The following is a 24,451-nucleotide window of genomic DNA, read 5'->3' on the forward strand; positions in this document are numbered from 1 at the left end:
ACGACGCTATCCAACTGGACCAGCAGCTACATTGATTCGAATTTTAGATGCTCACCCAAGCCTTATTTGAAAAAATTACTTAAAAAATGGGAGCTTAAGGCTCCCATTTTTTATTTCGTATAAGGTGTATTATGTTAATTTTAGAAATTATTAACTCAATAGAACCACTTGTATTCAGCTCAAATGTCGTAAAGGGAAAGTATTGTGAAAGAATTAGAATTATTTGATCATGTTGTTTTGAATAAAAGTAATATCCGTTTAATTCCCTTATCTTTTGAACATGAAAGTGGGCTTATGGAAGCATGTAAAGATGGTCAGCTATGGAAGTTAAGAGTGACATCAACACCACATTATTCTGAGGTTCATCAATATATTGAAACAGCTCTAATACAAAAACAGGAAGGTACACGTTATCCATTTGTTGTCATTGAAGAAAACTCTGGGAAAATTCTAGGTACAACTAGTTATCATGATGTTCTTTTGAACGTGAAACGCTTAGAAATAGGTTATACCTGGTATGCAAAATCAGTGCAGCGTACGCATGTCAATACGACATGTAAGTTGCTATTACTACAATTTGCTTTTGAACAGTTAAATATTGAGACGGTTGGACTTCGCACTGATATTTTTAATATTAAAAGTCAGCGAGCAATTGAAAGATTGGGCGCAAAAAAGGATGGGATAATTAGAGGTCATGCTTTACGTAAAGATGGTACAACTCGAGATACCGTAATGTACAGTATTATCAAAAGTGAATGGACTAACATAAAAGCACATCTAATTGATTTATTAGATAATTATTAACTATAAGATTTTATTACACTAATACATTAGGATTATGATTTAACATAAAAACTCTTATTCGCAATTATAAAAACAGGAATTTTCCACCAATTCACCATCCATTTAACATAATGGCGGTTATACGAATTGAACTTTTCTTCATCTAAGAATATAGTGTGATTAACAATGTTAATCATAGGAGCTTAACATGGCTTCAAATGCACTAGTCACTACTCGCATTAACGAAAACATTAAGCATGAAGCAACAGAAGTTCTTGCAACAATGGGCTTAACTGTCTCAGATGCAGTTCGCTTGCTGTTAACCAAGATAGCGAAAGAAAAGGCTCTGCCTTTTGAAATTTGGCAGCCCAATCCTGAAACCATTGCTGCAATGGAAGAAGATCTAAGCAAAGCAAAGAGCTTCACTTCTGTTAAAGATTTGATGGCTGATCTAAATGCGGACGATTAAGTACACATCAGCATTCAAGAAAGACTATAAACGTGAGAAAAAAGGGCAGCATCGAAATACATTAGATGCTGAACTACAAACTGTTTTAGAATTATTGCAAGCTGATGAAGCCTTGCCTGAAAAGTATCGTGACCATGCTTTGGTCAGTAATTGGGTAGGTCATCGTGATTGCCATATCAAACCTGATCTCGTTTTAATCTATAAGAAAACAGAAGAAGGTGAACTACTAATTTTGAAATTAGTTCGCTTAGGCAGTCATAGCGAATTAGCAATTTGAATGATGTAACCCCCAAAGAGCGTTGACATACTCCGTACTAAACCAGTGATTTAATGGGGAGCATGTCAGCCTTCATCGTCAGTTACTTATCTTTTTGCATTGTAATCTGTTTTTCTAATTCAGCTATCCGTGCATTTGCATTAGTGAGTTGTGATTCCACATATTTGATCGAGCCTGATTTTTCGAGTAGCTGTTCATATTTGGCTTGCAAGGCGTTGTAGTCTTCTTTTGCCTTATCTGTACTAGCAAGAGCGACTTTCAGCTTGTCGGTGGTGTCATCAGTTTGTTTGATCTGTTCATCAAGTTTGATTTGCACCTGTTCCAGTTTTTCTGTGGTATCTGCAAGCTGCTTTTCCAGTTGTTGCACTGTTTCCGCATATCCGCCTTGTACTGCATCAATCCGTTCTTGCAATAGGGTTGCAATGACTTGTGACACGGTAACAAGTTCCGCATCTTTCAGAGTTTTTGCCGTAGTAACGGCTGCCGCCAGTTGCTCTTCAAGGATCTCTTTGCGGTATTTGTTGATAGTGGTCTTTGAGCCGCTACCAAGAACCGCAAGGATATTATCGTTAGTTGGGTTTGAGCCTTGTGCTGCAAGGGATTCGATGGCTTTTGCCACATCTGATTTAGTGATTGCCATGGGTTTACTTTCTATTGTGTACTGTACTGTATCGTATTTTAGTACATTACAGTACAGTACACAATCGATATTTTTTATGAATTATGACTAGCTAAAACTCTCTGCAGCTGTTCGCTAATGTTTTCCAATTTAGCAAAAGCCGATAGAAGATGATTTCTATTAGATTAATAGGACTTACGCATTGACGGATTCAAAAAAGTATTAAAATACTTTATAAAGTATCTGTGATCAGACGAATTAAACATGCTTCTACAGCAACTTGTACATTACCCATTTATATGGGCTTTCTCATGACAGAACCGAACTCTATTAGCTGCACACAACTTGCCGAGACTTATAACATCTCGCATGATAGTGTAAATCGCTTTCTAGAACGTGAAGACTACACACCTCACGACCTATATCAAGAAGCAATTCAACATATTGATAATAATAAACTTATAGTCAGTATTGATGATACTGTTTTAGATAAACCCTATAGTCAACATATGGACTTGGTTAGCTATTTTTGGTCAGGCAAACACCACCGATCCGTCAAGGGTATTAATCTCATTACCTTGTATGCGACAGATCAGAATGGTCAAAATATTCCAATTAATTTCCGAATTTCTCTGTACACGACAAATTTCACAGAACCCTTATCCTATCAGGATTCTGCCTTCTTAAAATTGCCAAAATTTCCTTAAACTCTTCTTTTTTCCCAAAACCAATTAAACGCTGAATCGCCATTTGAACATAGTCTAAACCATAGCGAAATAAACTCATTGAGAGTCGTCCATGCTTCTTTATTTTTGTTACAGCTGCTATGATGAATGAGATCGAAAACTGAAATCCCCCACTAGAATTGTTGACTGGAGTCAAAATGAATAAAAAGCGGCCGGTTAATCTTGATATTCGAACCATTCAGCTTCCTCTCACGGCGCTTACATCGATTCTGCACCGGATTTCAGGAATTATGCTCTTTATTTTTCTGGGACTGATACTGTATATGCTGAGCAAATCGTTGGAGTCAGAAAAGGGTTTTAATGAAGTCAAGGAGATTTTTTCTTCACCTTTCGGCAAAGTTAGTTTCTGGTTGGTATACTCTTCATTTATTTATCATCTCGTAGCCGGAATTCGACACCTAGTTATGGATGTGGGTGTTGGTCATACTTTGAAAGGCAGCAATCGCGCCTCTACTATTGTTTTAGTAGTGTCGGGTGTTTTAATGGTTGCTGGCGCCGTATGGATTTGGTAGCTGTGGAGTCGTAATGCGTATTTACAAGGACTAAAAGCGTCCTTTAAAGCTAACTTACGAAAGTATTTATAATCGACGGTTCACGCTTAAACGGTTGAATCCTTTCGGGCTTCCGAATAGCTGTTAGCTGAAAGCTATCATGAGCTAAGTTTTCTGTGCATCATCAAATGTGTTAATGGGAGCGCCATAGTACTAGGTACAAATATGGCTCTAGGACAATGTTAGATGTTTTGGATTTTGAGGCGGATCGCTCTTATCGAAGATCGTCTAATTCGCTCTGAAGCGCAGGTTTTTTGAAACTATCACCTGGTTGGCACACTGTGCGAATCAACATCAGATATGAGAAAGCCAATCAGGTGAACACTACCCTCGAGGGCTCATCTGTCCAGTTAAAGCCTCGAGTCTTTCTGGGTGCGCAAAAGACAAGAAGGTTATATGGGAAAATTATGAGGCCTGGATACCATGCGTCATGGGCGTGCCGATGCTGTGAGTGACAGAGCGAGAAGCAAGTGAAAGTCCCTGAAGTAGGGGCGGGATGCGCCCGAGTGGCATTTTTTGTCTTAAGGTAGATCGCGTAGCTGTTCTTCAGAATAATCTTCAGAGCGTTGACGACAGCCATCGCTGTGCATTCCTCAAGAATAGAATGTGTCGGAAGGGTGGCGTCATTGGTGTTAGTCATCGCTTAGGATTTCTCAATCTGGCTTACACGGGCGCCTGTACCGATATCCCCGCGGATGGCGACGTATCGATGTTGAATTCCTCGCCAGACGAAGTGCAATGAGCTGCGGCTATAGGCTTGCGCAGCCTTAGATAGCCGGCCGTCGCAGGCGCGCCGGTTGGCCGGGATCTTCTTCTGCCCGTCAGGTGTCCGGTCGGAACTCCAGCACGAACGCTACGACCTTTTCGGCGGACATTTCGCACGGCTTCAACAATGTCCTATCTGATGTAACGCGGAAGAGGTTGAAGCTGACAATGTCAGTCCCGTCCAACTCCCTGGCGAACAGACTGTTGCGACGTCCGTCCCCAGATCGCCGGACGATCAAGCTGAAACGCCGGCCTTCATAAGTCCCTTCTCTGTATCCCTCCGCAAGCTTCGCGAAAGCGGCATCGAACTCGGAATGCTCCATGTCATCCATCCTTATTGATAGAACAGAGGCGCGGCGGGTGCGAGACCGCCAGTGCCGGGTCGCGCTAAGGTGCCGGGCAGATTCCTGCAGCCGACGAGGCCCGGGGTGGGCAGGATAATTGAGATGTCGGCGCCCGCATGGCTATCAGCGAAGTCGTCCGTCCAGTCTGCTAGGCAACGTCCACGCCTTTCCAGAAAGCGATGTAATCCCGGATACCCTCGGCATCCGGAGTGGGGGCGGGATAGGTCCAAGCGGCGTTCACGTTGAGCGCGTCACCCGCGCGAACATGAAAGAAGCGCGCGGCGCCTTTGATCGGACAGACAGATGTGTGCGGGCTCATCTCAAGCAGGCTCAGGTCGACTCCTGACGGTGGGAAGTAGTGATTTCCCTCGACGATGACTGTTTCGTCGCTTGTGGCGATAGTAGTGTCTTTCCAGATGGCTGAGACCAACGGACTCTCCTTTTGTATTCATCAACCGGCGAAGGCTCGCGGGCTGGCTGCCCCAAGCCGCACCTCCTCAGGTGGCAGGCGGGTTGCGCCCGAGAAGTTTGTCGAGCTCGCCTCTGACATCGAGCGCGAATAGCTCATCGGAGCCACCGATAAGGGTGCCATTGATGAAGATCTGCGGCACGGAGCTTCGCCCCGACGCTTCCGCCATGGCCTGCCGGTGAGCCGGATCCGCCTCAATATCGAGCTCCTTCCATCGCACGCCCTTTTCCTTGAGGAGCGCCTTCGCTCGGCGGCAGAACGGGCACCAATTCGTGGTGTACAGCAATACATCAGTTGTCATATTGCATCTCCGGCAGTTGCACGCGGATCGCTGTCATGGCGTTGATCTCCAATTCGCGGCGTTCAAAGATGGCGACTGCACCTTGGCCGACATCGGAGCAGATGCTGACGATTGGCCGCTATCCAGGCGACATGGCCCAAAGTGCTTTCACCGCCAGGCAGAGGCCGCACGCGCCTCCTGTAGCGCCGAGCCGATGCTCTAAGGTAACCGAGCCTCGATTGGGACGGAAGCGGTCCCGCTCGAATCGCCCATCATGCTGGTCGAGCATATCAGGACGACGGATAGTGCAGGAACTTTCAAATTGAGCTTGATGTCGAGCCAGGTATCGCGAGCGAAGGCGTTCTAGAGGCCGGGGGGTACGAAGACTGTGTTCGGCAAAACGGTTCACGTTGATCGCCAAAGCTTCCCAGGGCGCACGTCTACGATCGGCGCGACGTGAGATAGCTCGCGCCGCTAGCCCCCGTAGCGCTCCGTCTTGATGATGGAGGCGTCCAAGCCCGCCAGCAGCGCGCTATCGGTTGCGATGTTGACGAATCCGTTAGACCCGCAGACGAACACTTGCGTCGGCTTTCCCTGAAGCCTGGTTAGAATTTCTTGGACCATCATGCCGTCGATCCGTCGCGCAAAGTCCGATGCGCGAACCGGTTTCTCGCGCGTAATCGCGAGCGCCAGGACGAACGCCGGATCGCTGATTTCGATGCAATGAAGTTCTTCTGAGAAGAGAACGTCCTCGGCGGTTCGTGCGGACAGGAGCAACGCTGTCGGAACGGCTTGGGCCAATGCGCGGCGCTGCCGGATCATTGCCATCAACGGCACGAGGCCGGAGCCTCCCCCGATCAACAGAACCGGATCTATGGCAGGCTCAGGCCAAAGGAAATGGCCACCGAGCGGACCGCGAACTTCGATTTCGTCACCAATCGCCGCGATGTCGTGAAAAAACGGCGAAACTTCGGCATCCGGCATGCGCTCGATAGCTATCTCGACGATCGGGGTCGAAACTGCCGATGACGCGATCGAGTAGCTGCGCATTGCACTGTAGCCGTCGGGCGCGGTCAGCCGGATATCGACGTGCTGACCTGCGGTGTGCGCGAACGGCTTGCTCAACCGAAGGAAGAAGCTCTTGATACTCGGTGTTTGCTGGATGATGTCGTCGATCACGCATGATTGCCACGAACGGACTTGCGCTTCGTTTTCAGTCATGGGTGTATCGTTGTTCGCGCCACGGATCGCCGTAGATGTGATAGCCGTGCAGCTCCCAAAAGCCGGCCTCGTCACGCGTCGTGAATTGCAGCGCATTCACCCATTTGGCGGATTTCCAGAAGTAAAGGTGCGGCACTAGAAGACGCGCCGGCCCCCCATGATCGCGGGAAAGTGGCTTGCCCGCATAACTGAGGGCGACCATCGCTTTCCCGGAAAGCAGATCCGTCAGAGGGACGTTTGTCGAATAATTATCGTAGCAGTGCGCCAAGACGAAATCGGTAGGCCGATCAAGCTCTGCATCTGCAAGGATGTCTTCAATGAGTACACCCTCCCAAACGGTATCCAGTTTGGACCAAGAGGTGACGCAGTGAATATCCTTTGTCACCTGGGTCTTTGGTAGAGTGTTGAATTCGCCCCAATTCCACGTTTTGACGGGCTTCGGACCAATTTTGACTGTGAATTTCCAGTCGGAGGGCTCTACCCTCGGCGTAGGGCCGGCCGACAGAACAGGGAAATCCTCCACCAGATGCTGACCTGGCGGAATCCGATCGGACTGGTCGCCTGAACCGCGACCGGTGAAACCTCTGGTGACCATAGTGACCCCTCTTGCTCGATACGGCAGACCGAAGCCGGCCTTCATTTCAGTACTCTGCGTAAAGCATTTGCCCGCACATCCGCCGAATAAGCCAATCGACTAAAAATCAGATACAGATGCTCTATCATCGTAAAAAATCGCGTATCGAACATAGCGTCAGGCCAGCATGATTCCCAATACCCAATGGCTATAGGGTAGATAACCCCAAGGCTGCGTACGCTGATCTGCGGTATGCGGAGCGGAAGTTGCAGGTTCGCTCTCAAACGGATGGGCAGCGTGCAAAGCTCAAGGCTCACCAGCGCATGGTTGCCCAGTTCGCGCTCGCCGGCAGCTTGAGTATATTAAGGACGAAATGTCGATCTGATCTATTCTGGCTTCAGGAAATAGGGAAAATAAGGTCGGACGTTCGCGCACCGTCGCGACGCGCGATCATCCACTAAGCTTCTGTATCGGGGTTGGAGGATCAGATGAACGAGATCGAACGACAAGCGCCTGAGCTGCGGGTGCAAAAATGGATTGGCAAAGATGGGGAAAGTATCGCGCCGTTCAAACTGTCAGATATCGGGCCCGGCCCGAAAATCTTGTTTGCCTTCCAGCATTGGTGCCAAGGTTGCCATTTGCATGGGTTTCCGACGCTACAAAAGTTGCATGCAGCGTTGAGCTCAAAAGACGTGGGGTTCGCAGTGATCCAGACCGTCTTCGAAGGAACGCATGAGAATACCTTCGAGAAGTTGCGCGTGAACCAGCTCAAGTATGAGCTTCCTATCGTTTTCGGTCACGACGAGCAACCGACCGGCTCGCCGTTTCCAACCTTCATGGAAGACTACCGCACACGAGGAACTCCGTGGTTTACGGTTATCGACGCTGGCGGTAGCATTGTTTTCTCGGACTTCCATCTCGACGCGGAGCGACTAGTGAAGCAACTTGAGCAAGGTTAATCGTTGGAAGGTGGGCAATCATCCTGATTGCCACCCATCCCCTGATGCCCACTACAGGCGTTGCGCGCTGTAACTCTGTTGATCAGCGTGCGAAAACCCGGATCCGGATAGGAGGAGCGTCAACGATTGAATCAATCCGTTGGGAGAGGGCGGCTCCGCTCCGTCAGCTCGGCAATAGATAACCCATTCTCGCCGAGCAACTCTCTGATCCGATCGACGATATGAGCCCCTAGCGCCGCTGTCTTGGTCCCCCCCACAGATTCCCAAGATGCGAGTTCACACGCCGATACCTCGTGGTCAGCGCCGAAGTGCTTCTGTCGGTATGTCACCGCCGCCCTTCAATGATAAAGGCGCGGTAACGGGAACCGGCAAAGCGTTGAGCAGCGATGGTTTGGTAGGCGGGACTGTCATACCAGTCGCGAGCGGCCTGCATCGTCGGGAAACGCAAGATTACGGCCCCTTCGATGGGCGGCCCCTCCAAATGCTGGATCGCGCCATAAGCGGCGAGAAAGGTAACGTCGTGACCATCGAACGATGGTCCGACGCCTGCAGAATAGGTTGCGAGTGCATGTGGGTCGCTGGTTTCTTCCCGCGTAAAGACGACGAACGCTTCCATCATTAGGCCTCTCAAAGGTTGGATCTGTTGGCCATTACCACCGGTGATGGCCTCACAGTCGTCAGGCTGGCAACTGGAACCCGATTTTCATGAGTGCCTCGACGCACGCATCCTGATCCTGCTGATAGTTGCCTCCGGAGATGCCTATGCCGCCGATCAACTTCCCATCCTCCAGAATCGGATAACCGCCGCCGACAGCGACCATCCGAGGGCGATAGGCTAGCGGCGCCACTTTTGGATCGTTGGTCACATAGTCGTTCCAGACATGGGTCGGGAACCCAAACGAGGCGGAACTCCAGGCCTTGTCGATGGCAACATCGACGGTAAGGAACGGCGCATCGTCGGTGCGCTCGAACGCGCGCAGGTTACCGGTGGCGTCGACGACGGCGACGGCAGCCGGGATGCCGATGGCACGGGCCGCAGCGAGCGCCGCGTCGATGAGGGCGACTGCGGTTTCGCGGTTGATCGAGGCGGTGGCAATAGATTTGGTCATGGGATTCTCATCGCTGGGGCATAACCCGTTCGGCTTTTTGAGGTTGGACAAGATGTTTGGCGATCGCGGTCGTTAGAAGCCTTCGAGGACGATCTTGCCTTTAGCCGCGCCACTTTCGATCAGTGCATGCACCGTCTTCAGATTGGCGGCATTGATCGGCGACAGTCGCCGGGTCAGCGTCGTGCGGATTTTGCCGTCGTCAACCAGCGCTGCCATCGCATCCAGAATCTCGCCCTGCTCATTCATGTCGGGCGTGCCGTAGATCGACCGCGTGAACATCAGCTCGTGGTGGATCGACACCGCCTTGCGCTTGAAAACCATGATATCGAATGCCTTGGGATCGTCGATCAGTCCGAACCGTCCTTGTGGGGCGATCAGTTCGGCGATGTCGGCGACATGTTGCTCGGTATGTGTGGTCGAAAAGACGAAAGCGGGAGCACCGATGCCGAGTTCGGCGATCTGTGGCGCGAGCGGACGAGAATGGTCGATGACGTGGTGAGCTCCAAGCCCTCTTACCCACTCTTGGGTTTCCGGTCGAGAGGCTGTGGCGATGACGGTGAGGTCCGTGCGCTGTCGCGCGATCTGGACGGCGATCGACCCAACCCCGCCCGCGCCACCGATGATGAGGATCGCCTCCGCCGCACCGGGTACGGGCTTCGCCACGTCCAGGCGGTCGAACATCGCCTCCCAGGCCGTCAACGTCGTCAGCGGCAGCGCCGCCGCTTCCGCCCAGGAGAGCGACGCAGGTTTGTGACCGACAATCCGGGCGTCGACGAGATGGAACTCCGCATTGGTACCGGGCCGTGTGATCGATCCGGCATAATAGACCTCGTCGCCTAACTCGAACTGCGTGACGTCGGGGCCGACCTCGCGCACAATCCCGGCGGCATCCCATCCCAGCACCTTCCAATCGCCATCTGCCGGCGGCGTGCTGTTGCGGACCTTGTAGTCGACCGGGTTGACCGAGACGGCCTTCACCTCAACCAGGATATCGTATCCTGCAGCGACAGGCCGAGGCAGATTGATGTCGACCAGCGCGGCATCCGCGGCGATGGGTCCCGGAACCTTGTAACCAATGGCTTTCATAAATGTCTCCAGCTTGCTTGATCGGATGACGCGAATGCTCGTTAGTCAACTTCTTCTACATTGAGGTCCCGACTCTTGAACTGGGTCGCGGTAGCAGATTTCATCGAACACGTCGATCAACAGGCCTTTATGCTCTGTCGCCGGATCGGTGATCGCGTAGATGTTGGAGGCATCTTCGCCGTCGTCCCCGCTCTCGAGGCGCAACGCCGCATCGACGCGAATGCTGCATGCATCGAGGGTTGACCCTAGTTCGAGATCGACGAGATTGCCGTCCTTGACGCGGTATTCGCGGTCATAGCCGTTGGCGATGAATGACTGGACTGCTTCTAGAACGTCGGTCACCTGGGAGGTCATGGAAGCACCTTCATCTTGAACTGGATTGGACACGCTCGCGCACAAAGCGCGCTGTGACTCGGCGGACGGAGAAGCTCGCGAAGTGCGTTACTCATAGCCACTTGGCCTTCTTGAAGCGCATGAACAGGAGAAGGCAGAACACCGCTATCACTCCGAGCACGACGAAGTAGCCATATGGCGTGTCCAGTTCCGGCATGTGCTTGAAGTTCATGCCATATATTCCGGCGATCGCCGTCGGGACCGTCAAGATCGCCGCCCAGGCCGCGAGCTGGCGAGTGACCACACCGATCCTTTGCGCTTCCAGAAGGCTGCTGGCCTCGAAGACCGTGGACAGGACAAGCAGGAGGCCGTCGACCATGGACTGCACGCGGTGGACATGGTCCGCGACGTCGTGGAAATATGGTGTCATTTCGGCGCTGATGCAGGGAAAGTGGCCGCGAACGAGCTTTCGCACCAGCTCGGCCATAGCCCCGAGCGTGCGCTGGAACCGCGTGAGTTCGGACCTTAGTTCGAAGATTCGCGCCACCTCTTCTGGCCCGAGGAAATCGTGCAGCGACCGTCGCTCCATCGCCAGGACGTCGTCCTCGATCATTTCGAAGATGGGCAGATACTGGTCGACCACTCGGTGCAAGATCGCGTGCAGCACATAGTCGACACCCTTGCCGAACTGCGTCGGCGATGCCTCGAGTTGCTCCCGAAGTTTGCCCAGCGCTCCGGCATTGCCGTGCCGCACGGTGATAAGGTGATTGTGACCGGTGAAGATCGCCATCTTGCCGTAGCTGATCCGGTCGCCGACCAGCTCGGCGGTCTGGGCGACGACGTACAACTCATCGTTGTAGACCTCGAGCTTGGGCGGGCACAGCGGGTGCATGGCGTTGTCGATCGCCAAAGGATGGAGGTTATACGTCGTCTGGATCGCGCTGAGTTCGTCTGCGGTGGGCTCGCTAAGCGCGATCCAGCAGAAGCCCGAGCGATTCTCGTTTAGTTCGACGTGCTCATCGAGCCTGATTTCACGGACTCGCTTACCTTCGTTGTAATAATATGCGGCGATAATGGTCATGCAGGCCTCGCAGGAATTCGCAGGCCACGCTGTACAGCCGGTCGCGCCAGCCCGCGTTCGAGCCATGCCTGCACGTTCGAATAGCTGCTTAGGCCGAGGATGTCGCCCGCTGCGTAGAATTCGACCAGCGCATTCACCCAGCCAAACGTCGCAATGTCCGCGATCGAGTAATCATCGACAATCCATTCGCGGCCCTCCAGCCGGTGATCCAGGACCCCGAGAAGACGCCTGGATTCATCAACAAAGCGCTGCCGAGGTCGCTTGTCCTCATAGTCCTTGCCGGCAAATCGCAGGAAAAAGCCTAGCTGTCCGAACATCGGCCCGATGGCCGACATCTGAAAGAACACCCACGCTAGGGTCTCGTAACGCTGGCCTGGTTCGGTGGAGATGAACTGACCCGTCTTGTCGGCCAGATAGAGGAGGATCGCACCGGATTCCCATAAGGCGATGGGTCTACCGTCAGGGCCAGCCGGATCGATGATCGCCGGTATGCGTCCGTTCGGGTTCAGCGACACGAACGCCGGATCCTTCGACTCGTTGTTCGAGATGTCGATCAGGTGGGGCTCGTACGCCAGGCCAGTTTCCTCAAGCATGATCGAGACCTTGACGCCATTGGGCGTAGGGGCTGCGTAGAGTTGCAGGCGATCGGGATGAGATGCCGGCCAGCGCTGCGTGATCGGAAAGGACGAGAGGTCTGGCATAAATCTGCGATCCTGGTGTTGCGATGGCGACTGACTGGAACGAGCCGTCACTCTGAAGTAGGGTTCGATGACCGCGTCGCTGAACGACGCGGTCACGAAGATTGCGGACCGGACCGGCGCAGTGGCAACGGCAGTGAAGCCTATTCCGCCGCGGTCCCGGCCGCTGGCTGTACGTCGTCAACCTTTTGGCGCTTCGGAAGCACCCAGCCGGGACGGACGAAGTGGCAGGTGTAGCCGCCCGGGCGCTTCTCCAGATAATCCTGGTGATCGGGCTCGGCCTCCCAGAACTCGCCGACCGGCTGGACCTCGGTCACCACTTTGCCATCCCACAGCCCCGAGGCATCCACATCGGCGATCGTATCCTCGGCGACGCGCTTCTGCTCCTCGTCGACATAATAGATGCCCGACCGGTAGGAGAGCCCACGATCATTGCCCTGGCGGTTCAGCGTCGTCGGATCGTGGATCTGGAAGAAGAATTCCAGGATGTTCCGGTAGCTCGTCACTGTCGGGTCGAAGACAATCTCGATCCCCTCGGCATGCGTGCCGTGATTACGATACGTGGCGTTCGGAATATCGCCGCCCGTGTAACCCACACGGGTCGAGATGATGCCGGGCCGCTTGCGGATCAGATCCTGCATGCCCCAGAAACATCCTCCTGCGAGAACAGCGCGCTGATGCATGTTAAGCCTCCTCTACTTGATCGAGATATTCACCGTATCCCTCGGACTCCATCTCGTCGCGCGGGATGAAGCGAAGGGACGCTGAGTTGATGCAGTACCGCAGACCGCCGCGGTCGGAAGGACCATCGGGGAACACATGGCCGAGATGACTGTCTGCGTGTACTGACCTGACCTCCGTCCGGACCATGCCGTGTGCGCTGTCCCGCACCTCGTTCACGTTTGCCGAAACGATCGGCTTGGTGAAGCTGGGCCAGCCAGTACCCGAATCGAACTTGTCCGTCGAAGCGAACAGTGGCTCTCCCGACACTATGTCGACGTAGATGCCAGGCTCCTTGTTGTCGTTGTACTCGCCCGTGAAGGGCCTTTCGGTGCCCGCCTCCTGGGTAATTCGGTGTTGCTCGGGAGTCAGGTGGTCGATTGCTGTCTGTGACTTTTCAAACTTCATTACAGTCTCCAATACTTATCTAGAGGGCCAGGCACGCTACCGCTAATTTTTTATGTCTCCTGATTTGCTCCTACAATGGTAGTGGGATGGCAAACGAGGTTTTACTAAGTGTTGGAAAATTAGAGATTTAAATTTCGCGTCTATTAATTCTAGCGCAACTGAGTGGTTAAGCAAGTACGTAATCAGTAAATATTAAAAAAATAACACAAAAGCACGATTATATAATACAGTGTCAGTGTTTTATGATAATCAACAACGCCTGTTTAGATGCTGGTAGATGCGAATTTTTTGGCGTACAGTCAAAATTTTCTGATGGTTGCTTAGTGTGTTGGCGCTGATGGAAAATTGACCCACCCTGCCGATTGAAATTTGACCCAGGGCGGATTGCTGATTTTGTTACCAGCAACTGTGGATAAGTCTACCAGCGCAGCTGCTGTTGCCCCCACTCCTTCGCTAGCCCAGTTCAGTTGTTTAAGACCTGCCACACGCAGCCATGTAGCAGGCCGTCGTCGCCATGAAATCAGAACGGCTCATCGTCCTCCGGTTCCTGGCCGCCCTTACGCTTTCGCTCCCGTGATTTGATCTTGGCCTGGGCCGCCAAGCTACTGTGTTGCAGGCGATAGGACTCGTTACCGGTTTCGACGATGTGGCAGTGGTGGGTCAGCCGATCCAGCAGGGCGGTGGTCATCTTGGCGTCGCCGAACACGCTCGACCATTCGGCGAAGCTCAGGTTGGTGGTGATCACCACGCTGGTGTGTTCGTACAGCTTGGATAGCAGGTGAAACAGCAACGCACCGCCGGCCTGGCTGAAGGGCAGATAACCCAGTTCGTCGAGGATGACCAGATCCATGCGCAGCAGAGCTTGGGCGATCCGCCCGGCTTTGCCGTCGTGCTTTTCGCGCTCCAGCAGATTGACCAGATCGACCGTGGAGTAGAAGCGCACGCGCTTGCCGTGCCGGGTGATGCCGGACACGGCCAGCGCAGTGGCCAGGTGGGTTTTACCGGTGCCAGGCCCACCGATCAGCACCACGTTCTGCGCGGTGTCGGTAAAGGCCAGACTGGCCAGTTCGCTGATCAAACGAGCGTCTGCGCTGGAGGCGCTGAAGTCGAAGCCGGCCAGGTCGCGGTGCATCGGCAGCTTGGCCATGTTCATCTGGTGGCTCACCGAGCGCATGGCGCGATCTGTGTGCTCTTGTTCCAGCAGGTGTTCGAGCAGCCACTTGGACGAGGCTGTGTTCGACTCACCCTGCGCAGTCAACTCCGCCCAGGCCGTGGCCATGCCGTGCAGGCGCAGCTCCTTGAGTTCCGCCATCAAATCACGCATGACCGATCTCCTCGGTCTGGCCACGCAGGCGGTCGTAGCGCGCCGTGTTAGCGACGGGGGCTTCCTTGAGCGACAAGTGGGTTTCGACGCTGGGTGGTGGTTCGGTCGCGGCCAGGCGCGCCACGACATTGAGGATGTGTTCGGCGCTCAGGCTGCCGCTTTCCAGTACCAGCTCAACAGCCACCAGCACCGCATCGAGCCCGGCGACCGGTACGGCAGCCAGAACTTGCGCCATGATCCGGTCACCGCCGGCATGACGCCCCAGACCGTGCTTAAGCTGACGCAGCGGCGCCGGCAGATCAGCAAAGGGCGCGCCGTTGCGCAGCGCACCGGGCTTGCGTTCGATCAGCGGGAGGTAGTGCTGCCAGTCATAGCTGACCTGGTCGCGATCCAGCAAGCGGACATGGCTGGCGATCAGCGCGTCGTCAGCCACCACCTCGATTCGCGTCGGATACAAACGGCTGCTGACCCACTTACCCGCATACTCACACGGCACCGAGTAGCGGTTGCGCCCGACGCTGACCAGGCAGGTGCTGGAGACCCGCGCAGGCCGCTCGACGTAACCGTCGAATGGCGCTGGCACAGGCATCAGTTCAGCGCGCTCCAACTCCAGCACTTCGGCCACACTCAGCCCGCTGTATTGAGGGTGCGTCAGCTCGTTCCAAAGCGCGCGGCAGCGCTGGCCCAGCCAGGCATTGAGTTCCTCGAAGGAGTGAAACTGGCAGTCCTGGGCGTCTAGCCAGATACGCCTGCGGCTGTCTTGCACGTTCTTTTCAACGATGCCCTTTTCCCAACCAGCGGCGACGTTGCAGAAGTCCGGATCGAACAGGTAATGCGCGCACATCACCGCAAAGCGCGCATTCACCGCCCGGCCTTTGCCCTTATTGACCTTGTCGACGGCGGTCTTCATGTTGTCGTAGATGCCCCGGCGCGGCACGCCGCCCAAGGAGCCGAACGAGCGTGTATGGGCGTCAAATAACATCTCATGGCCCTGGCTCGGATACGCCACAAGCCAGAACGCACGGCTGGCACACAGCTTCAGATGTGCCACCTGCATACGCCGGTAAATGCCGCCGACCAGCAAGCCTTCCTCGCTCCAGTCAAACTGAAACGCCTCGCCAAGAGCAAAGGTCAGCGGCACAAAGGCCTGCGACGCCTTGCCCTGTCCCCCTCGCCAGGCACGGATAAACGCGGTGAGCTGGCTGTAGCCACCGTCATAACCTTCGGCTTTGATTTGCGCCAACAGCGCCTTGGCACTGCGCCGCTGTTGCTTGGGCCGCAGCGAATCGGCTTTTAGCGCCTGCTCCAGCGTGGCGTGAAAAGGGCTGAGTTTGTTGAAGATCGCGCGGCGTTGGTAGACCGGCGGCTTGGCCTCAGGTGCTCTGACCCACTTGCGAATCGTGTTGCGCGCCAACCCGGTGCGCTTGGCTATCTCATGCAGCGACAGCTTGTCGCGGAAATACATCCGGCGAATTTTGCCCATCATTTCCATACTGATCACCCTGTGTTCTCCTGCTCAAAAATTGAGCAGAAGCAGTTGAACACCTGGGTCAGTTTTCAGTCGGCAGAACAGCCTCTACTGGGTCAGTTTTCGGTCAGCGGCAACATCCTTGCAACACGGTATTGGGACATAGCCATAAAAAAACCCCGCCTCGGCGGGGTTTTTAGTGGGGGCTCAACTCACAAGGACGCAAATAGGACTATTGCAGCAGCCGCGAAGGCCAGGCAAGCGGCCGCGATATTGAGTCGAGCGATTCGCGTGGCATCTTCAACAGGGGCGGTCACACGGCGGAGGGCTGCATCTACCTCGGCTTTGACGGCATCAGCCGTTGCCTTCGCGCTGTCCTGCATTACCTTGGCCATCGTTTCCCGACTTGCCGTCAGTGCAGCGTTTAGGATGCGCTCGGCTTTTTCCTTTGCATCAGCACCCCACCGGAAGGCAATGCTTTCTAGTTCTTCCTTGAAGGTGTCCAGCATGTCCTGTTGGGCCTTCGCAGAGTCTCGCATTAAGCGCTCGTTGATCGTGTGGAGCACCATGATCGGATCGTCACGGGAGACGGCGATGTTGTGCTTAACCGCGATTTCTTTAATCAGCTCATCTACCGGATCACTCACAGCGCCACCTCTTACAGAACGGGCACATTTTCAAGCTGTGCGTAGATTTGGCCCTTGATGATCTTGAGGCGCTGGCGCGTCATGATCGTCAGCGATTCCAGGGCCAGTGCGTCATCGAAGGTCAGGCGATCCTGGAGCATGTCGCTCAGGTCTTGGCCGTAAGTTTCCTTTTTCAAATCGGGGATTTGAATGATGGCGGCAACCCGAGCCTTGTTCGCCGTGTATGCCTTCAATTGCTCGAATGTCTTGCCCTCATGCTCAATCGGCCCCCAATACGGGTTGAGCCAGACCACGAAACGGGCCTCGGCCGGGAACTGGCTGGCGAGCTGGGCGAACCCGCTCAGGGTATCGACCAGCGCCTGGCCCCCCGTGATGACGGTGTGAACAACCAGCTCATGCCCCATTTCGTGCAGCAATGCCGGCACCTGGTTCGTTACCAGGTAGTGGGAGAGGGGCACGAAGGAGCTGGCCCCGTTGTCGATCACAACGTCATCTTTTGACGGTGCGATCAGTTCGACCAGGCTATCGAAGTTGCGCGAGTTGATTTCATCGCCATCCATTATCTGGAGGCGGCGAACATTCAGAGACGTGTAGCCGTGGAATGTCGAGTTGACCGGATCAGTGTCGAGGCACAAGGGAGCCTGGCCCTTGCTTGCTTTGTATTGAGCGATCAGAGCAGCGATCACGGACTTGCCGACGCCGCCCTTGCCCTGGAGAACCATGTGGATCTTTGCCATTAGAGTAAATCCTCTTTCCTTGGAGTTGAGTCAAACGAGAAGCTGGCCGGTGTGCTCGGCTTGGTTACGACCGGCGCAGGAGTGGTCGGCGCTGGTGTTGGCTTCGGTTTGGCCGCTGGTGTTTTGGCCGGTGTTGCTGGCCTGGCTGGAGCTTCCTGCACTACTGGTACGGGTAGGGTGACAGTTGCCGGCTGACGAATCAGCTTCTTGACGTACCCAATGAAAGCGTCATATCGGAAGGCAATAGCACCTTCTTCATAGAGCGTTTCCCAAACGTCTTTTACAGGCCATCCGTCATCGAGGGCCTGCCGTACTTCATCCCGAACAGCCAGAAATGCCGCCCGATTTTTACCCGCTCGGCCTGGCTGTTTCTTCTTCTGCGCACGTTCTGCTATGCGCTCAGAAAGGCTTTTGCCGCTCTTAGCCATGTCGATTCCATACCCATCATTACCCCGATTTAAAGCCGATTCTAAACCGATTGAAGCCTTGCACGCCCCATTCTAGCCCGATTCTGCGCGATTTCACTATATCCGTTGTTAATCTGCGTTTTATCGTTGCCTAGAGGTGGATCAATCGGCTTTGTATGCGATACTCACCTGGCGTTAAACGGCTCGAAGAGCCGGGCAAGATAAGTGAAGTTAGCTAACCGGCAAGCCGGTTAACTATCTTCACTTGCCCTTATTCGCGCTTCGCACTCAACGGGGCATCTTGCTCTGCGAGGCTGGACGGCTACCGCCGTCAGAAGCAGAGGCAAAGCCGCAAAGGAAAGCGGGATGGACGATAAGAAAATCACCAGGAAGGACACCCATTTACGGGTGCCTGTCCTGCCAGAAGAAAAAGCAAAAATTGAGGACAGCGCCCGCGCTGCTGGTAAGTCCGTTGCGGCTTACATGCGGGCGGTCGGCCTTGGCTATGAGCTGCAAAGCGTGATCGACAGTCGCCTTGTCCTGGAGTTGGCCAAGGTCAATGCCGATCAAGGCCGCTTAGGCGGGCTTCTGAAAATGTGGCTTGTGAGCGACAAGCGACTTGCAGGGATTGAGGAAGAGCAGTTGCACAGAACCATCCGGGTTGTCCTGGACAGGATCGGTGAAACGCAGGCAGCTCTTTTAGAGCTGGCAAAGAAAGCATGAGTCTTTTTTTAGCCGCTAAAAAAGGCGCGGGCAGATGATCGCCAAGCGCATTCCAATGAACTCGGCGAAGAAGAGCAGCTTCGCCGGGCTGGTGAAATACATCACCAGCAGCCAGGGAATCAATGAGCGGGTCGGTCAGGTTCGTGTCACCAATTGCCAGACCGAAGAACTTTCATGGGCGGTGCATGAGGTTCTGCACACTCAGAAGATCAACACCCGTGCCGAAGGCGATAAGACCTATCACTTGCTGATAAGTCTCGCGCCGGGAGAGCAACCTTCAAGCGAAGTGCTGCGCGACATTGAAGATCGCGTGTGCAGCGCAATCGGCTATCAAAATCATCAGCGTGTCAGTGCTGTGCATAACGACACTGACTGTTTGCACATCCACATTGCGATCAACAAGATTCACCCTGAGCGCCACACGCTCCATGAGCCATATCGAGACTTCAAGACGCTGGGCGATATATGCGCCCGCTTGGAGCTTGAGCACGGATTGCAGCAGGTAAACCACGCCCGTAAAAAAGGCGTGAGCGAATGCCGGGCCAACGACATGGAGCAGCACGCCGGCATCGAGAGCCTGCTTAGCTGGGTGCGCCGCGAATGCTTGGAGCAAGTCCAGGGCGCGAAGAGTTGGAATGAGTTGCACCAGGTGCTGCACGAAAATGGTTTGGAGCTACGCGAGCGCGGCAATGGGTTGGTAATAACCGACCAGGCCGGCACGATGGTCAAGGCCAGCACCGTCGCCCGTGACCTGTCCAAAAGCAAGCTAGAGGAACGCCTTGGGGCGTTCGAGAATCAACGTCAGCAAACCCGGGCCTCACTCAAACAAGGCAAGCCACACCCGCGTAAGCCGGGAGTCGGGCGGGTAGGGCGTAGCCCGCCACCCGCCAGTAAAAACCGGCTACGCGGCTTGTCCACCCTGCAATCTATCCAGATCGACAGTGGCAAGCGCTATGAGAAAAATCCTGTAGGGCACAAGTCAGATACCACAGAGCTTTATGCGCGCTTCCGTGACGAGCAGAACGCAGTACGGCATACGAAGGCCAAGGAGCTGGCAGCGGCCCGTGATCGCCGCGACAGGGCGATTGAGCATGCCAAGAATGTGGCCAAGCTAAAGCGCTCTTCAATCAAGCTGATGGCCACCCCTGGCCTGACGAAGAAGCTGCTTTATGCAAGCACAAGCAAATCGCTCCAGGAGCAAGTAACTAGCCTGCGCGCCGAGCACATCAAAGCCATTGAAAATATCAACACGTCACGCAAGGCGCGGCAGTGGGCTGACTGGCTTCAAGCAAAGGCCCTGGATGGAGACCAGGACGCCCTGAAAGCGCTTCGCGCACGTCCAGGAGTGAAGGGGTTGCAGGGGGATGCGGTTGCAGCTGAAGGGCAAAAGCAGCCAGCCAAGGCCGCTCCGATTGAGCAAGACCACATCACGAAAGAAGGCACCGTTATCTACCGTGCGGGAGCATCCGCAATCCGGGATGACGGCAGCAAACTTCAACTATCCAGAGGGGCCAACTTTGACGGCATTGAGACTGCCTTGCGGATGGCCGCTGCGCGCTATGGGGAAAAAATCACAATCACCGGCTCCGATCAGTTTAAGGAGCTGGTTGCACAAACGGCGGCAATTAGAAGCCTGCCAATCAAGTTCGACGATCCAGCCCTAGAGCAGCGTCGTCAATCACTGCAACAAGCAATAGAGAAGGAGAGAAGCAATGTCGGAAGAACTGACAGAGGACGAGCTGCTGGCGCAGGCGCTGGCGTCGATGGACTCAACGCCGCCAGGGGCGGACGAACCACCGGAGCCGGGCGAGGTGCTGGAGTTCGGGGACGAACCATTGGAACCGGGCTTTCTGGACGAGCTGGAACAGCAACCAGTGGACGAGTCACCGTTCGCTCCCCTGGAGGAACCGCAAAGCCTGGTGTTGCAAGAGTTGGACGCAAGCCGCCGCCCGAAAGCCAGAACCGTTTGCGAGCGCTGTCCAAACTCGGTGTGGTTCAGCTCACCCACGGAAGTGAAGTGCTATTGCCGCGTGATGTTCCTGGTGTCGTGGAGCACCAAGGAGCCAAACCAGATAACGGGTTGCGACGGGATGTTTCTAGGTCAGGATGATGTGTGCTGAAAAAACAGGAGGTTTTAACTTGGTAAACTAAACACACTCATCAGGAGTTTACCATGAGCAAGAAACACAAGACTTACACCACAGAATTTAAAGCTGAAGCCATCAAATTAATTGAAGCCAATCAAGGCAATGTCTCGGAAACGGCTTTGTTGCACAAACCTATCTGTAAAGGGTTTTTCAGCGATATAATTTTCAAATGAAGAAGCCTACACACAAAATCTACCGCACAACCAATTGGCCCGCATATAACCGAGCACTCATGAGTCGCGGAAATATTGCCATTTGGTTTGATCCTGCTACGCAATGGTATGCGCCATCAAAAGGCAAACAAGGGCGAAATCAAACCTACTCCGACGCAGCCATCCAATGCTGCTTAATGATTAAATCCTTATTCCGTCTGTCTTTACGTATGGTCACTGGCTTTGTGCAAAGTCTGATTAAACTTTGCGGATTAAATTGGATAGCTCCAGATTACACCACGCTTTGTAGAAGACAAAAGCATATTGATATTGTAATCAGCTACCAAAAAAGTAGCGATGGGCTGCATCTACTCATGGACTCTACAGGCATGAAGTTTCTAGGTGAGGGCGAATGGAAACGCAAGAAACATGGACCTGAATATCGTCGCCAATGGCGTAAACTTCATATTGGTATAGATGCTAAAACCCTGCAAATACGAGCAGTTCAGCTTACAACCAATAATGTCAGTGATTCACAGGTGCTTGGTGATTTACTTAATCAGATTCCACAAGATGAGCGGATTAACTCTGTTTATACCGATGGAGCTTATGACACCAAGCAATGCCGTCAGGTCATTGCAGATCGGCAAGCGCATGCGGTGATTCCACCTAGAAAAAATGCGAAACCATGGAAAGATACAAAGAGTAGCTCGCTAGAGCGAAATGAATTACTTCGAACAATTAAACGTTTAGGCACGACACTATGGAAAAAATGGTCAGGCTATCATCGGCGAAGTTTGGTTGAAACTAAGATGCATTGCATCAAATTATTAGGAGATAAACTCAGTGCAAGGAGTTTTGATAGCCAAGTGAATGAGATCCATGCACGTGTAGCAGTCCTTAACAGATTTACGGAATTAGGTCGACCACTTACCCAAGTTACGCCTTAAATTTGGCTCAATTAGGGGCGCTTTGCATTTCAAATCTTTGTGCAACAAAGCCGAGCATGTGCTGTTTGTGATAAATTGAGATTATGTTGAGTGAGTTCTCTAATAATTCTAAGTTGTTGAAAGTTCATAATTTGGATATAGAATATAAAAATAAGAGCAAATATATAAATAAATGCTCTTTTAGATGATCAATGATTAACGCATTGTGACGAATTCTTCAGCAGAAGTCGGATGAATTGCTAAAGTGTTATCGAAGTCTTTTTTAGTTGCTCCCATTTTTAAAGCAACAGCAAAGCCTTGCAGAATTTCATCCATACCGTATCCAATACCATGAATTCCGACCACTTTCTCATCAGTTCCTACACAAATTAATTTCATTTTTGTGAGTTGTCGATGTTCTGTTATCGCTGTATACATGGATGTAAAGGAAGAACTATAAATTTTGATGGCATCTTTACCAAATTTTTCTATGGCTTGATCTTCGGTTAATCCAACTGTTCCAATAGGTGGGTGACTAAACACCACAGTCGGAATATTTTCATAATCTAAATGTTCATTTGGCTTATTGTTAAATAAACGTTCAGACAGTCTTCGACCCGCTGCCACAGCAACAGGTGTTAACTCGACTTTACCTGTAATATCACCCACTGCATAAATGCCAGACTGTGTTGTATTTTGATATGCATCAACATGAATAAAGCGATTCTCGTTCAATTGAACTTGAGTCTTATTAAGATTGATCGCTTCAGTTGCAGGTTTTCTACCAATTGCCCAAATCAAGCAATCTACACTATGTTCTGTACCATCTTCTAGGTGTAATACAAGTGAGTTATCTTGAACTTTAGTCACTTTGTTAATCTGACTATGAGTATGCACGTTAATATTTTCACTGCGCATATTCTCTAATAGTGTTTTACCAAGGAAATGATCTAATCCACGCAAAGGCTGATGTTTACGAATAAATAATTGTACATTCGAACCCAATGCATTAAGAACACCTGCCAATTCCACAGCAATATAGCCAGAACCAACAATAGCAGTCCGCTTCGGTAAGTGTTCTAATCCGAAGAAACCATTGGAATCAATACCATATTCAGCACCTTCAATTTCAGGTTTGAATGCTTGAGTCCCCGTAGCAATTAAAATATGGTCAGCTGTGTACGTTTCACCATTTACTTCAATTGTTTGAGCATCTAAAAATTTTGCAAAACCTCGAATGACATCAACATTATTTTTAGCTAGTCCTGTGTCATACGATGTATGTATTCGGCTGATATAGGCTTGTCTGTTTTCAACTAATTTCTTCCAGTTAAAGGATTTCAATTCTGTATTAAAGCCATAGTCAGGACCATATTTATGAATCGCATCGGCAATTTGAGCTGAATACCACATCACTTTTTTAGGAACACATCCTACGTTGACACAGGTTCCACCAATATCACCCATTTCTATCAGTGCACATTTCTTACCATACATGGCAGCACGATTGACTGATGCAATACCGCCACTGCCTCCGCCAATCGCAATATAATCATAGTGTTTAGACATAAATGAAATTCCTGTTTTTTAGATTTAAAAAGTTAATGATATACGCTGAATTATCAGGAGACTTTCCCTTGGGAGATTCTAGGCAGCCAACTTATAAAAGTCTTCGGCCATTTGATTTGGTGTCTTAAAACCCAAACCCTTTTGAATTCTTCGATGATTATAAAATAATTCAATGTATTTTATAATATCTGCTTTGGCTTCTTCTCTGGTTTGATAGTTGTAATGATGCACTAACTCATTTTTCAGTATTCCCCAAAAGCTTTCAATCGGTGCATTATCGTAACAGTCTCCGCGCTTGCTCATTGAACCTTGAAAACCATATTGCTCAAGTATATTTCGATATTCATGGCTGCAATATTGACTTCCTCTGTCTGAATGCACAATCAGTTCTTTGGTTGGTTTTTGATTGTGAATAGCCATATTTAGCGCATTACAAACAAGCTGTGCTGTCATGCGCTCATTTAAGCTATAGCCAACCACTTGCTTCGTGTAAAGGTCTTTTACCGCTGCTAAGTACAGCCATCCTTCAACAGTCCATATGTACGTAATATCACTTGACCATGCTTGATTTGGTCTAGTCATTGAGAATTGTTGCTCCAGCAGGTTTTCATAGATCGCTCGATTATGGTCACTATTCGTAGTCCTTTTAAAACGCTTGTGTCGCTTACAATACAGGTGGTTCAGCGCTTTTATCTGACGTACAGCGTACATACTCATTTTTATGCCCTGAGCTTGTAAGTATTTGCTCTGTACACGACAAAAATAGATAACTCATTGAAATAATGTCACAATAATTGTTTTCTAACGACGAATACTATGACACATCTCAATGAGTTATATCTTATCTTAAACAAAT

29 protein-coding genes and 4 pseudogenes are annotated in these 24,451 nt (G+C 52.0%); 11 read left to right on the top strand and 22 right to left on the bottom strand.

Annotated elements, in window-relative coordinates; all coding sequences use genetic code 11:
- From L6C30_RS12555 to L6C30_RS12570, 4 genes and pseudogenes are all read left to right on the top strand, one after another.
- A pseudogene (locus L6C30_RS12555) lies at positions 1-70 on the top strand (transcriptional regulator); the annotation flags it as partial.
- A gap of 134 nt (positions 71-204) precedes the next feature.
- On the top strand, positions 205-804 hold the full coding sequence (locus L6C30_RS12560; protein WP_270871650.1) for a GNAT family N-acetyltransferase: 600 nt from the start codon (positions 205-207) through the stop codon (positions 802-804).
- Between the two features lie 187 nt (positions 805-991).
- Positions 992-1,252, top strand: a complete 261-nt coding sequence (locus L6C30_RS12565; RefSeq protein WP_039048336.1) for a type II toxin-antitoxin system RelB/DinJ family antitoxin — start codon at positions 992-994, stop codon at positions 1,250-1,252.
- On the top strand, positions 1,239-1,529 hold the full coding sequence (locus L6C30_RS12570) for a type II toxin-antitoxin system YafQ family toxin (RefSeq protein ID WP_039048337.1): 291 nt from the start codon (positions 1,239-1,241) through the stop codon (positions 1,527-1,529). Before L6C30_RS12565 ends, L6C30_RS12570 begins: the two co-directional genes overlap by 14 nt.
- Positions 1,530-1,611: 82 nt before the next feature.
- Here the strand turns inward: L6C30_RS12570 and L6C30_RS12575 are convergent, their stop codons facing one another.
- Positions 1,612-2,169 (bottom strand): DNA-binding protein, encoded by a 558-nt coding sequence (locus tag L6C30_RS12575; protein ID WP_039048338.1) that lies wholly within the window; start codon positions 2,167-2,169, stop codon positions 1,612-1,614.
- A 224-nt stretch (positions 2,170-2,393) separates the two neighbouring features.
- On the opposite strand from L6C30_RS12575, the pseudogene L6C30_RS12580 reads away from it, so the two are divergent.
- Positions 2,394-2,777: pseudogene (locus L6C30_RS12580) on the top strand (IS701 family transposase); the annotation flags it as partial.
- A gap of 19 nt (positions 2,778-2,796) precedes the next feature.
- On the opposite strand, the pseudogene L6C30_RS12585 reads toward L6C30_RS12580, so the two are convergent.
- Positions 2,797-2,961: pseudogene (locus L6C30_RS12585) on the bottom strand (IS4 family transposase); the annotation flags it as partial.
- Between the two features lie 70 nt (positions 2,962-3,031).
- Here L6C30_RS12585 and sdhC point away from each other — a divergent pair.
- Positions 3,032-3,406, top strand: a complete 375-nt coding sequence (gene sdhC, locus L6C30_RS12590) for a succinate dehydrogenase, cytochrome b556 subunit (RefSeq protein WP_005005993.1) — start codon at positions 3,032-3,034, stop codon at positions 3,404-3,406.
- An 860-nt stretch (positions 3,407-4,266) separates the two neighbouring features.
- Here sdhC and L6C30_RS12595 read toward each other — a convergent pair.
- From L6C30_RS12595 to L6C30_RS12615, 5 genes are all read right to left on the bottom strand, one after another.
- Positions 4,267-4,533 carry a hypothetical protein gene (locus L6C30_RS12595; RefSeq protein ID WP_003464988.1) on the bottom strand — a complete coding sequence of 89 codons (267 nt, stop codon included), beginning with the start codon at positions 4,531-4,533 and terminating at the stop codon, positions 4,267-4,269.
- 169 nt (positions 4,534-4,702) lie between these two features.
- A complete protein-coding gene (locus L6C30_RS12600) occupies positions 4,703-4,984 on the bottom strand; it encodes a DUF427 domain-containing protein (protein WP_003464986.1) in 282 nt (93 codons plus the stop codon).
- A gap of 67 nt (positions 4,985-5,051) precedes the next feature.
- Positions 5,052-5,324, bottom strand: coding sequence for a glutaredoxin 3 (grxC, locus tag L6C30_RS12605; protein WP_005005995.1), 273 nt, complete (start codon positions 5,322-5,324; stop codon positions 5,052-5,054).
- A gap of 453 nt (positions 5,325-5,777) precedes the next feature.
- The gene (locus L6C30_RS12610; RefSeq protein WP_002118292.1) at positions 5,778-6,524 is read right to left on the bottom strand and encodes a ferredoxin reductase; all 747 of its coding nucleotides are present in this window, start codon (positions 6,522-6,524) and stop codon (positions 5,778-5,780) included.
- Entirely contained in the window at positions 6,517-7,119 is a 603-nt protein-coding gene (locus L6C30_RS12615) for a sulfite oxidase-like oxidoreductase (protein WP_003464980.1), read from the bottom strand. The genes L6C30_RS12610 and L6C30_RS12615 overlap by 8 nt, the downstream gene beginning before the upstream one ends.
- 467 nt (positions 7,120-7,586) lie before the next feature.
- Between L6C30_RS12615 and L6C30_RS12620 the strand changes: the two genes are divergently transcribed.
- On the top strand, positions 7,587-8,057 hold the full coding sequence (locus tag L6C30_RS12620) for a hypothetical protein (protein WP_003464979.1): 471 nt from the start codon (positions 7,587-7,589) through the stop codon (positions 8,055-8,057).
- A gap of 325 nt (positions 8,058-8,382) precedes the next feature.
- On the opposite strand, the gene L6C30_RS12625 is transcribed toward L6C30_RS12620, so the two are convergent.
- From L6C30_RS12625 to L6C30_RS12685, 13 genes are all read right to left on the bottom strand, one after another.
- The gene (locus L6C30_RS12625; RefSeq protein ID WP_010591688.1) at positions 8,383-8,676 is read right to left on the bottom strand and encodes a DUF1330 domain-containing protein; all 294 of its coding nucleotides are present in this window, start codon (positions 8,674-8,676) and stop codon (positions 8,383-8,385) included.
- Positions 8,677-8,734: 58 nt separating this feature from the next.
- A complete protein-coding gene (locus L6C30_RS12630; RefSeq protein WP_005006001.1) occupies positions 8,735-9,166 on the bottom strand; it encodes a heme-binding protein in 432 nt (143 codons plus the stop codon).
- A 72-nt stretch (positions 9,167-9,238) separates the two neighbouring features.
- A complete protein-coding gene (locus L6C30_RS12635; protein ID WP_002118279.1) occupies positions 9,239-10,252 on the bottom strand; it encodes a zinc-binding alcohol dehydrogenase family protein in 1,014 nt (337 codons plus the stop codon).
- Between the two features lie 45 nt (positions 10,253-10,297).
- Positions 10,298-10,606, bottom strand: a complete 309-nt coding sequence (locus L6C30_RS12640) for a hypothetical protein (RefSeq protein WP_005006003.1) — start codon at positions 10,604-10,606, stop codon at positions 10,298-10,300.
- A 91-nt stretch (positions 10,607-10,697) separates the two neighbouring features.
- Positions 10,698-11,666 (bottom strand): magnesium and cobalt transport protein CorA, encoded by a 969-nt coding sequence (locus L6C30_RS12645; protein WP_002118270.1) that lies wholly within the window; start codon positions 11,664-11,666, stop codon positions 10,698-10,700.
- Positions 11,663-12,367, bottom strand: coding sequence for a glutathione S-transferase N-terminal domain-containing protein (locus L6C30_RS12650; RefSeq protein ID WP_005006007.1), 705 nt, complete (start codon positions 12,365-12,367; stop codon positions 11,663-11,665). The genes L6C30_RS12645 and L6C30_RS12650 overlap by 4 nt, the downstream gene beginning before the upstream one ends.
- 140 nt (positions 12,368-12,507) lie before the next feature.
- Entirely contained in the window at positions 12,508-13,047 is a 540-nt protein-coding gene (gene msrA, locus L6C30_RS12655; RefSeq protein WP_003464967.1) for a peptide-methionine (S)-S-oxide reductase MsrA, read from the bottom strand.
- Position 13,048: 1 nt separating this feature from the next.
- Positions 13,049-13,492 (bottom strand): peptide-methionine (R)-S-oxide reductase MsrB, encoded by a 444-nt coding sequence (msrB, locus tag L6C30_RS12660; RefSeq protein WP_003464965.1) that lies wholly within the window; start codon positions 13,490-13,492, stop codon positions 13,049-13,051.
- Positions 13,493-14,012: 520 nt separating this feature from the next.
- Positions 14,013-14,816: an IS21-like element ISPst3 family helper ATPase IstB gene (istB, locus tag L6C30_RS12665; RefSeq protein ID WP_010454871.1), complete on the bottom strand. Its 804-nt coding sequence runs from the start codon at positions 14,814-14,816 to the stop codon at positions 14,013-14,015.
- The gene (istA, locus tag L6C30_RS12670) at positions 14,809-16,308 is read right to left on the bottom strand and encodes an IS21-like element ISPst3 family transposase (protein ID WP_024012635.1); all 1,500 of its coding nucleotides are present in this window, start codon (positions 16,306-16,308) and stop codon (positions 14,809-14,811) included. The genes istB and istA overlap by 8 nt, the downstream gene beginning before the upstream one ends.
- 188 nt (positions 16,309-16,496) lie before the next feature.
- Positions 16,497-16,931 carry a conjugal transfer protein TraM gene (locus L6C30_RS12675; RefSeq protein WP_026444294.1) on the bottom strand — a complete coding sequence of 145 codons (435 nt, stop codon included), beginning with the start codon at positions 16,929-16,931 and terminating at the stop codon, positions 16,497-16,499.
- Between the two features lie 11 nt (positions 16,932-16,942).
- Positions 16,943-17,668, bottom strand: a complete 726-nt coding sequence (locus L6C30_RS12680; RefSeq protein WP_026444295.1) for a conjugal transfer protein TraL — start codon at positions 17,666-17,668, stop codon at positions 16,943-16,945.
- On the bottom strand, positions 17,668-18,096 hold the full coding sequence (locus L6C30_RS12685; RefSeq protein ID WP_034593984.1) for a TraK family protein: 429 nt from the start codon (positions 18,094-18,096) through the stop codon (positions 17,668-17,670). The genes L6C30_RS12680 and L6C30_RS12685 overlap by 1 nt, the downstream gene beginning before the upstream one ends.
- A 345-nt stretch (positions 18,097-18,441) precedes the next feature.
- Between L6C30_RS12685 and traJ the strand changes: the two genes are divergently transcribed.
- The 4 genes from traJ to L6C30_RS12705 all read left to right on the top strand — a co-directional run bounded on the left by traJ (position 18,442) and on the right by L6C30_RS12705 (position 22,047).
- Positions 18,442-18,798: a conjugal transfer transcriptional regulator TraJ gene (gene traJ, locus L6C30_RS12690; RefSeq protein ID WP_026444297.1), complete on the top strand. Its 357-nt coding sequence runs from the start codon at positions 18,442-18,444 to the stop codon at positions 18,796-18,798.
- 34 nt (positions 18,799-18,832) lie between these two features.
- A complete protein-coding gene (gene traI, locus L6C30_RS12695; protein WP_034593990.1) occupies positions 18,833-20,908 on the top strand; it encodes a TraI/MobA(P) family conjugative relaxase in 2,076 nt (691 codons plus the stop codon).
- A 63-nt stretch (positions 20,909-20,971) separates the two neighbouring features.
- The gene (locus L6C30_RS15000; RefSeq protein WP_005028587.1) at positions 20,972-21,118 is read left to right on the top strand and encodes a transposase; all 147 of its coding nucleotides are present in this window, start codon (positions 20,972-20,974) and stop codon (positions 21,116-21,118) included.
- The gene (locus L6C30_RS12705) at positions 21,115-22,047 is read left to right on the top strand and encodes an IS5-like element ISAba12 family transposase (protein WP_058971768.1); all 933 of its coding nucleotides are present in this window, start codon (positions 21,115-21,117) and stop codon (positions 22,045-22,047) included. Before L6C30_RS15000 ends, L6C30_RS12705 begins: the two co-directional genes overlap by 4 nt.
- A 195-nt stretch (positions 22,048-22,242) precedes the next feature.
- Here the strand turns inward: L6C30_RS12705 and gorA are convergent, their stop codons facing one another.
- The gene (gorA, locus tag L6C30_RS12710; RefSeq protein WP_002122354.1) at positions 22,243-23,595 is read right to left on the bottom strand and encodes a glutathione-disulfide reductase; all 1,353 of its coding nucleotides are present in this window, start codon (positions 23,593-23,595) and stop codon (positions 22,243-22,245) included.
- A gap of 78 nt (positions 23,596-23,673) precedes the next feature.
- A pseudogene (locus L6C30_RS12715) lies at positions 23,674-24,342 on the bottom strand (IS3-like element ISAba22 family transposase); the annotation flags it as partial.
- Between the last annotated feature and the right edge of the window lie 109 nt (positions 24,343-24,451).

This window comes from Acinetobacter sp. KAM396 (assembly GCF_021602765.1).
GTDB classification, from domain to species: Bacteria; Pseudomonadota; Gammaproteobacteria; order Pseudomonadales; family Moraxellaceae; genus Acinetobacter; species Acinetobacter towneri_A.

Coding starts and splice junctions, on each gene's coding strand:
- L6C30_RS12565 (WP_039048336.1), top strand. CDS start 992: ATGGCTTCAAATGCACTAGTCACTACTCGCATTAACGAAAACATTAAG.
- L6C30_RS12570 (WP_039048337.1), top strand. CDS start 1,239: ATGCGGACGATTAAGTACACATCAGCATTCAAGAAAGACTATAAACGT.
- L6C30_RS12575 (WP_039048338.1), bottom strand. CDS start 2,169: ATGGCAATCACTAAATCAGATGTGGCAAAAGCCATCGAATCCCTTGCA.
- sdhC (WP_005005993.1), top strand. CDS start 3,032: ATGAATAAAAAGCGGCCGGTTAATCTTGATATTCGAACCATTCAGCTT.
- L6C30_RS12595 (WP_003464988.1), bottom strand. CDS start 4,533: ATGGAGCATTCCGAGTTCGATGCCGCTTTCGCGAAGCTTGCGGAGGGA.
- grxC (WP_005005995.1), bottom strand. CDS start 5,324: ATGACAACTGATGTATTGCTGTACACCACGAATTGGTGCCCGTTCTGC.
- L6C30_RS12610 (WP_002118292.1), bottom strand. CDS start 6,524: ATGACTGAAAACGAAGCGCAAGTCCGTTCGTGGCAATCATGCGTGATC.
- L6C30_RS12615 (WP_003464980.1), bottom strand. CDS start 7,119: ATGGTCACCAGAGGTTTCACCGGTCGCGGTTCAGGCGACCAGTCCGAT.
- L6C30_RS12620 (WP_003464979.1), top strand. CDS start 7,587: ATGAACGAGATCGAACGACAAGCGCCTGAGCTGCGGGTGCAAAAATGG.
- L6C30_RS12625 (WP_010591688.1), bottom strand. CDS start 8,676: ATGATGGAAGCGTTCGTCGTCTTTACGCGGGAAGAAACCAGCGACCCA.
- L6C30_RS12630 (WP_005006001.1), bottom strand. CDS start 9,166: ATGACCAAATCTATTGCCACCGCCTCGATCAACCGCGAAACCGCAGTC.
- L6C30_RS12635 (WP_002118279.1), bottom strand. CDS start 10,252: ATGAAAGCCATTGGTTACAAGGTTCCGGGACCCATCGCCGCGGATGCC.
- L6C30_RS12640 (WP_005006003.1), bottom strand. CDS start 10,606: ATGACCTCCCAGGTGACCGACGTTCTAGAAGCAGTCCAGTCATTCATC.
- L6C30_RS12645 (WP_002118270.1), bottom strand. CDS start 11,666: ATGACCATTATCGCCGCATATTATTACAACGAAGGTAAGCGAGTCCGT.
- L6C30_RS12650 (WP_005006007.1), bottom strand. CDS start 12,367: ATGCCAGACCTCTCGTCCTTTCCGATCACGCAGCGCTGGCCGGCATCT.
- msrA (WP_003464967.1), bottom strand. CDS start 13,047: ATGCATCAGCGCGCTGTTCTCGCAGGAGGATGTTTCTGGGGCATGCAG.
- msrB (WP_003464965.1), bottom strand. CDS start 13,492: ATGAAGTTTGAAAAGTCACAGACAGCAATCGACCACCTGACTCCCGAG.
- istB (WP_010454871.1), bottom strand. CDS start 14,816: ATGCGTGATTTGATGGCGGAACTCAAGGAGCTGCGCCTGCACGGCATG.
- istA (WP_024012635.1), bottom strand. CDS start 16,308: ATGGAAATGATGGGCAAAATTCGCCGGATGTATTTCCGCGACAAGCTG.
- L6C30_RS12680 (WP_026444295.1), bottom strand. CDS start 17,668: ATGGCAAAGATCCACATGGTTCTCCAGGGCAAGGGCGGCGTCGGCAAG.
- L6C30_RS12685 (WP_034593984.1), bottom strand. CDS start 18,096: ATGGCTAAGAGCGGCAAAAGCCTTTCTGAGCGCATAGCAGAACGTGCG.
- traJ (WP_026444297.1), top strand. CDS start 18,442: ATGGACGATAAGAAAATCACCAGGAAGGACACCCATTTACGGGTGCCT.
- traI (WP_034593990.1), top strand. CDS start 18,833: ATGATCGCCAAGCGCATTCCAATGAACTCGGCGAAGAAGAGCAGCTTC.
- L6C30_RS15000 (WP_005028587.1), top strand. CDS start 20,972: ATGAGCAAGAAACACAAGACTTACACCACAGAATTTAAAGCTGAAGCC.
- L6C30_RS12705 (WP_058971768.1), top strand. CDS start 21,115: ATGAAGAAGCCTACACACAAAATCTACCGCACAACCAATTGGCCCGCA.
- gorA (WP_002122354.1), bottom strand. CDS start 23,595: ATGTCTAAACACTATGATTATATTGCGATTGGCGGAGGCAGTGGCGGT.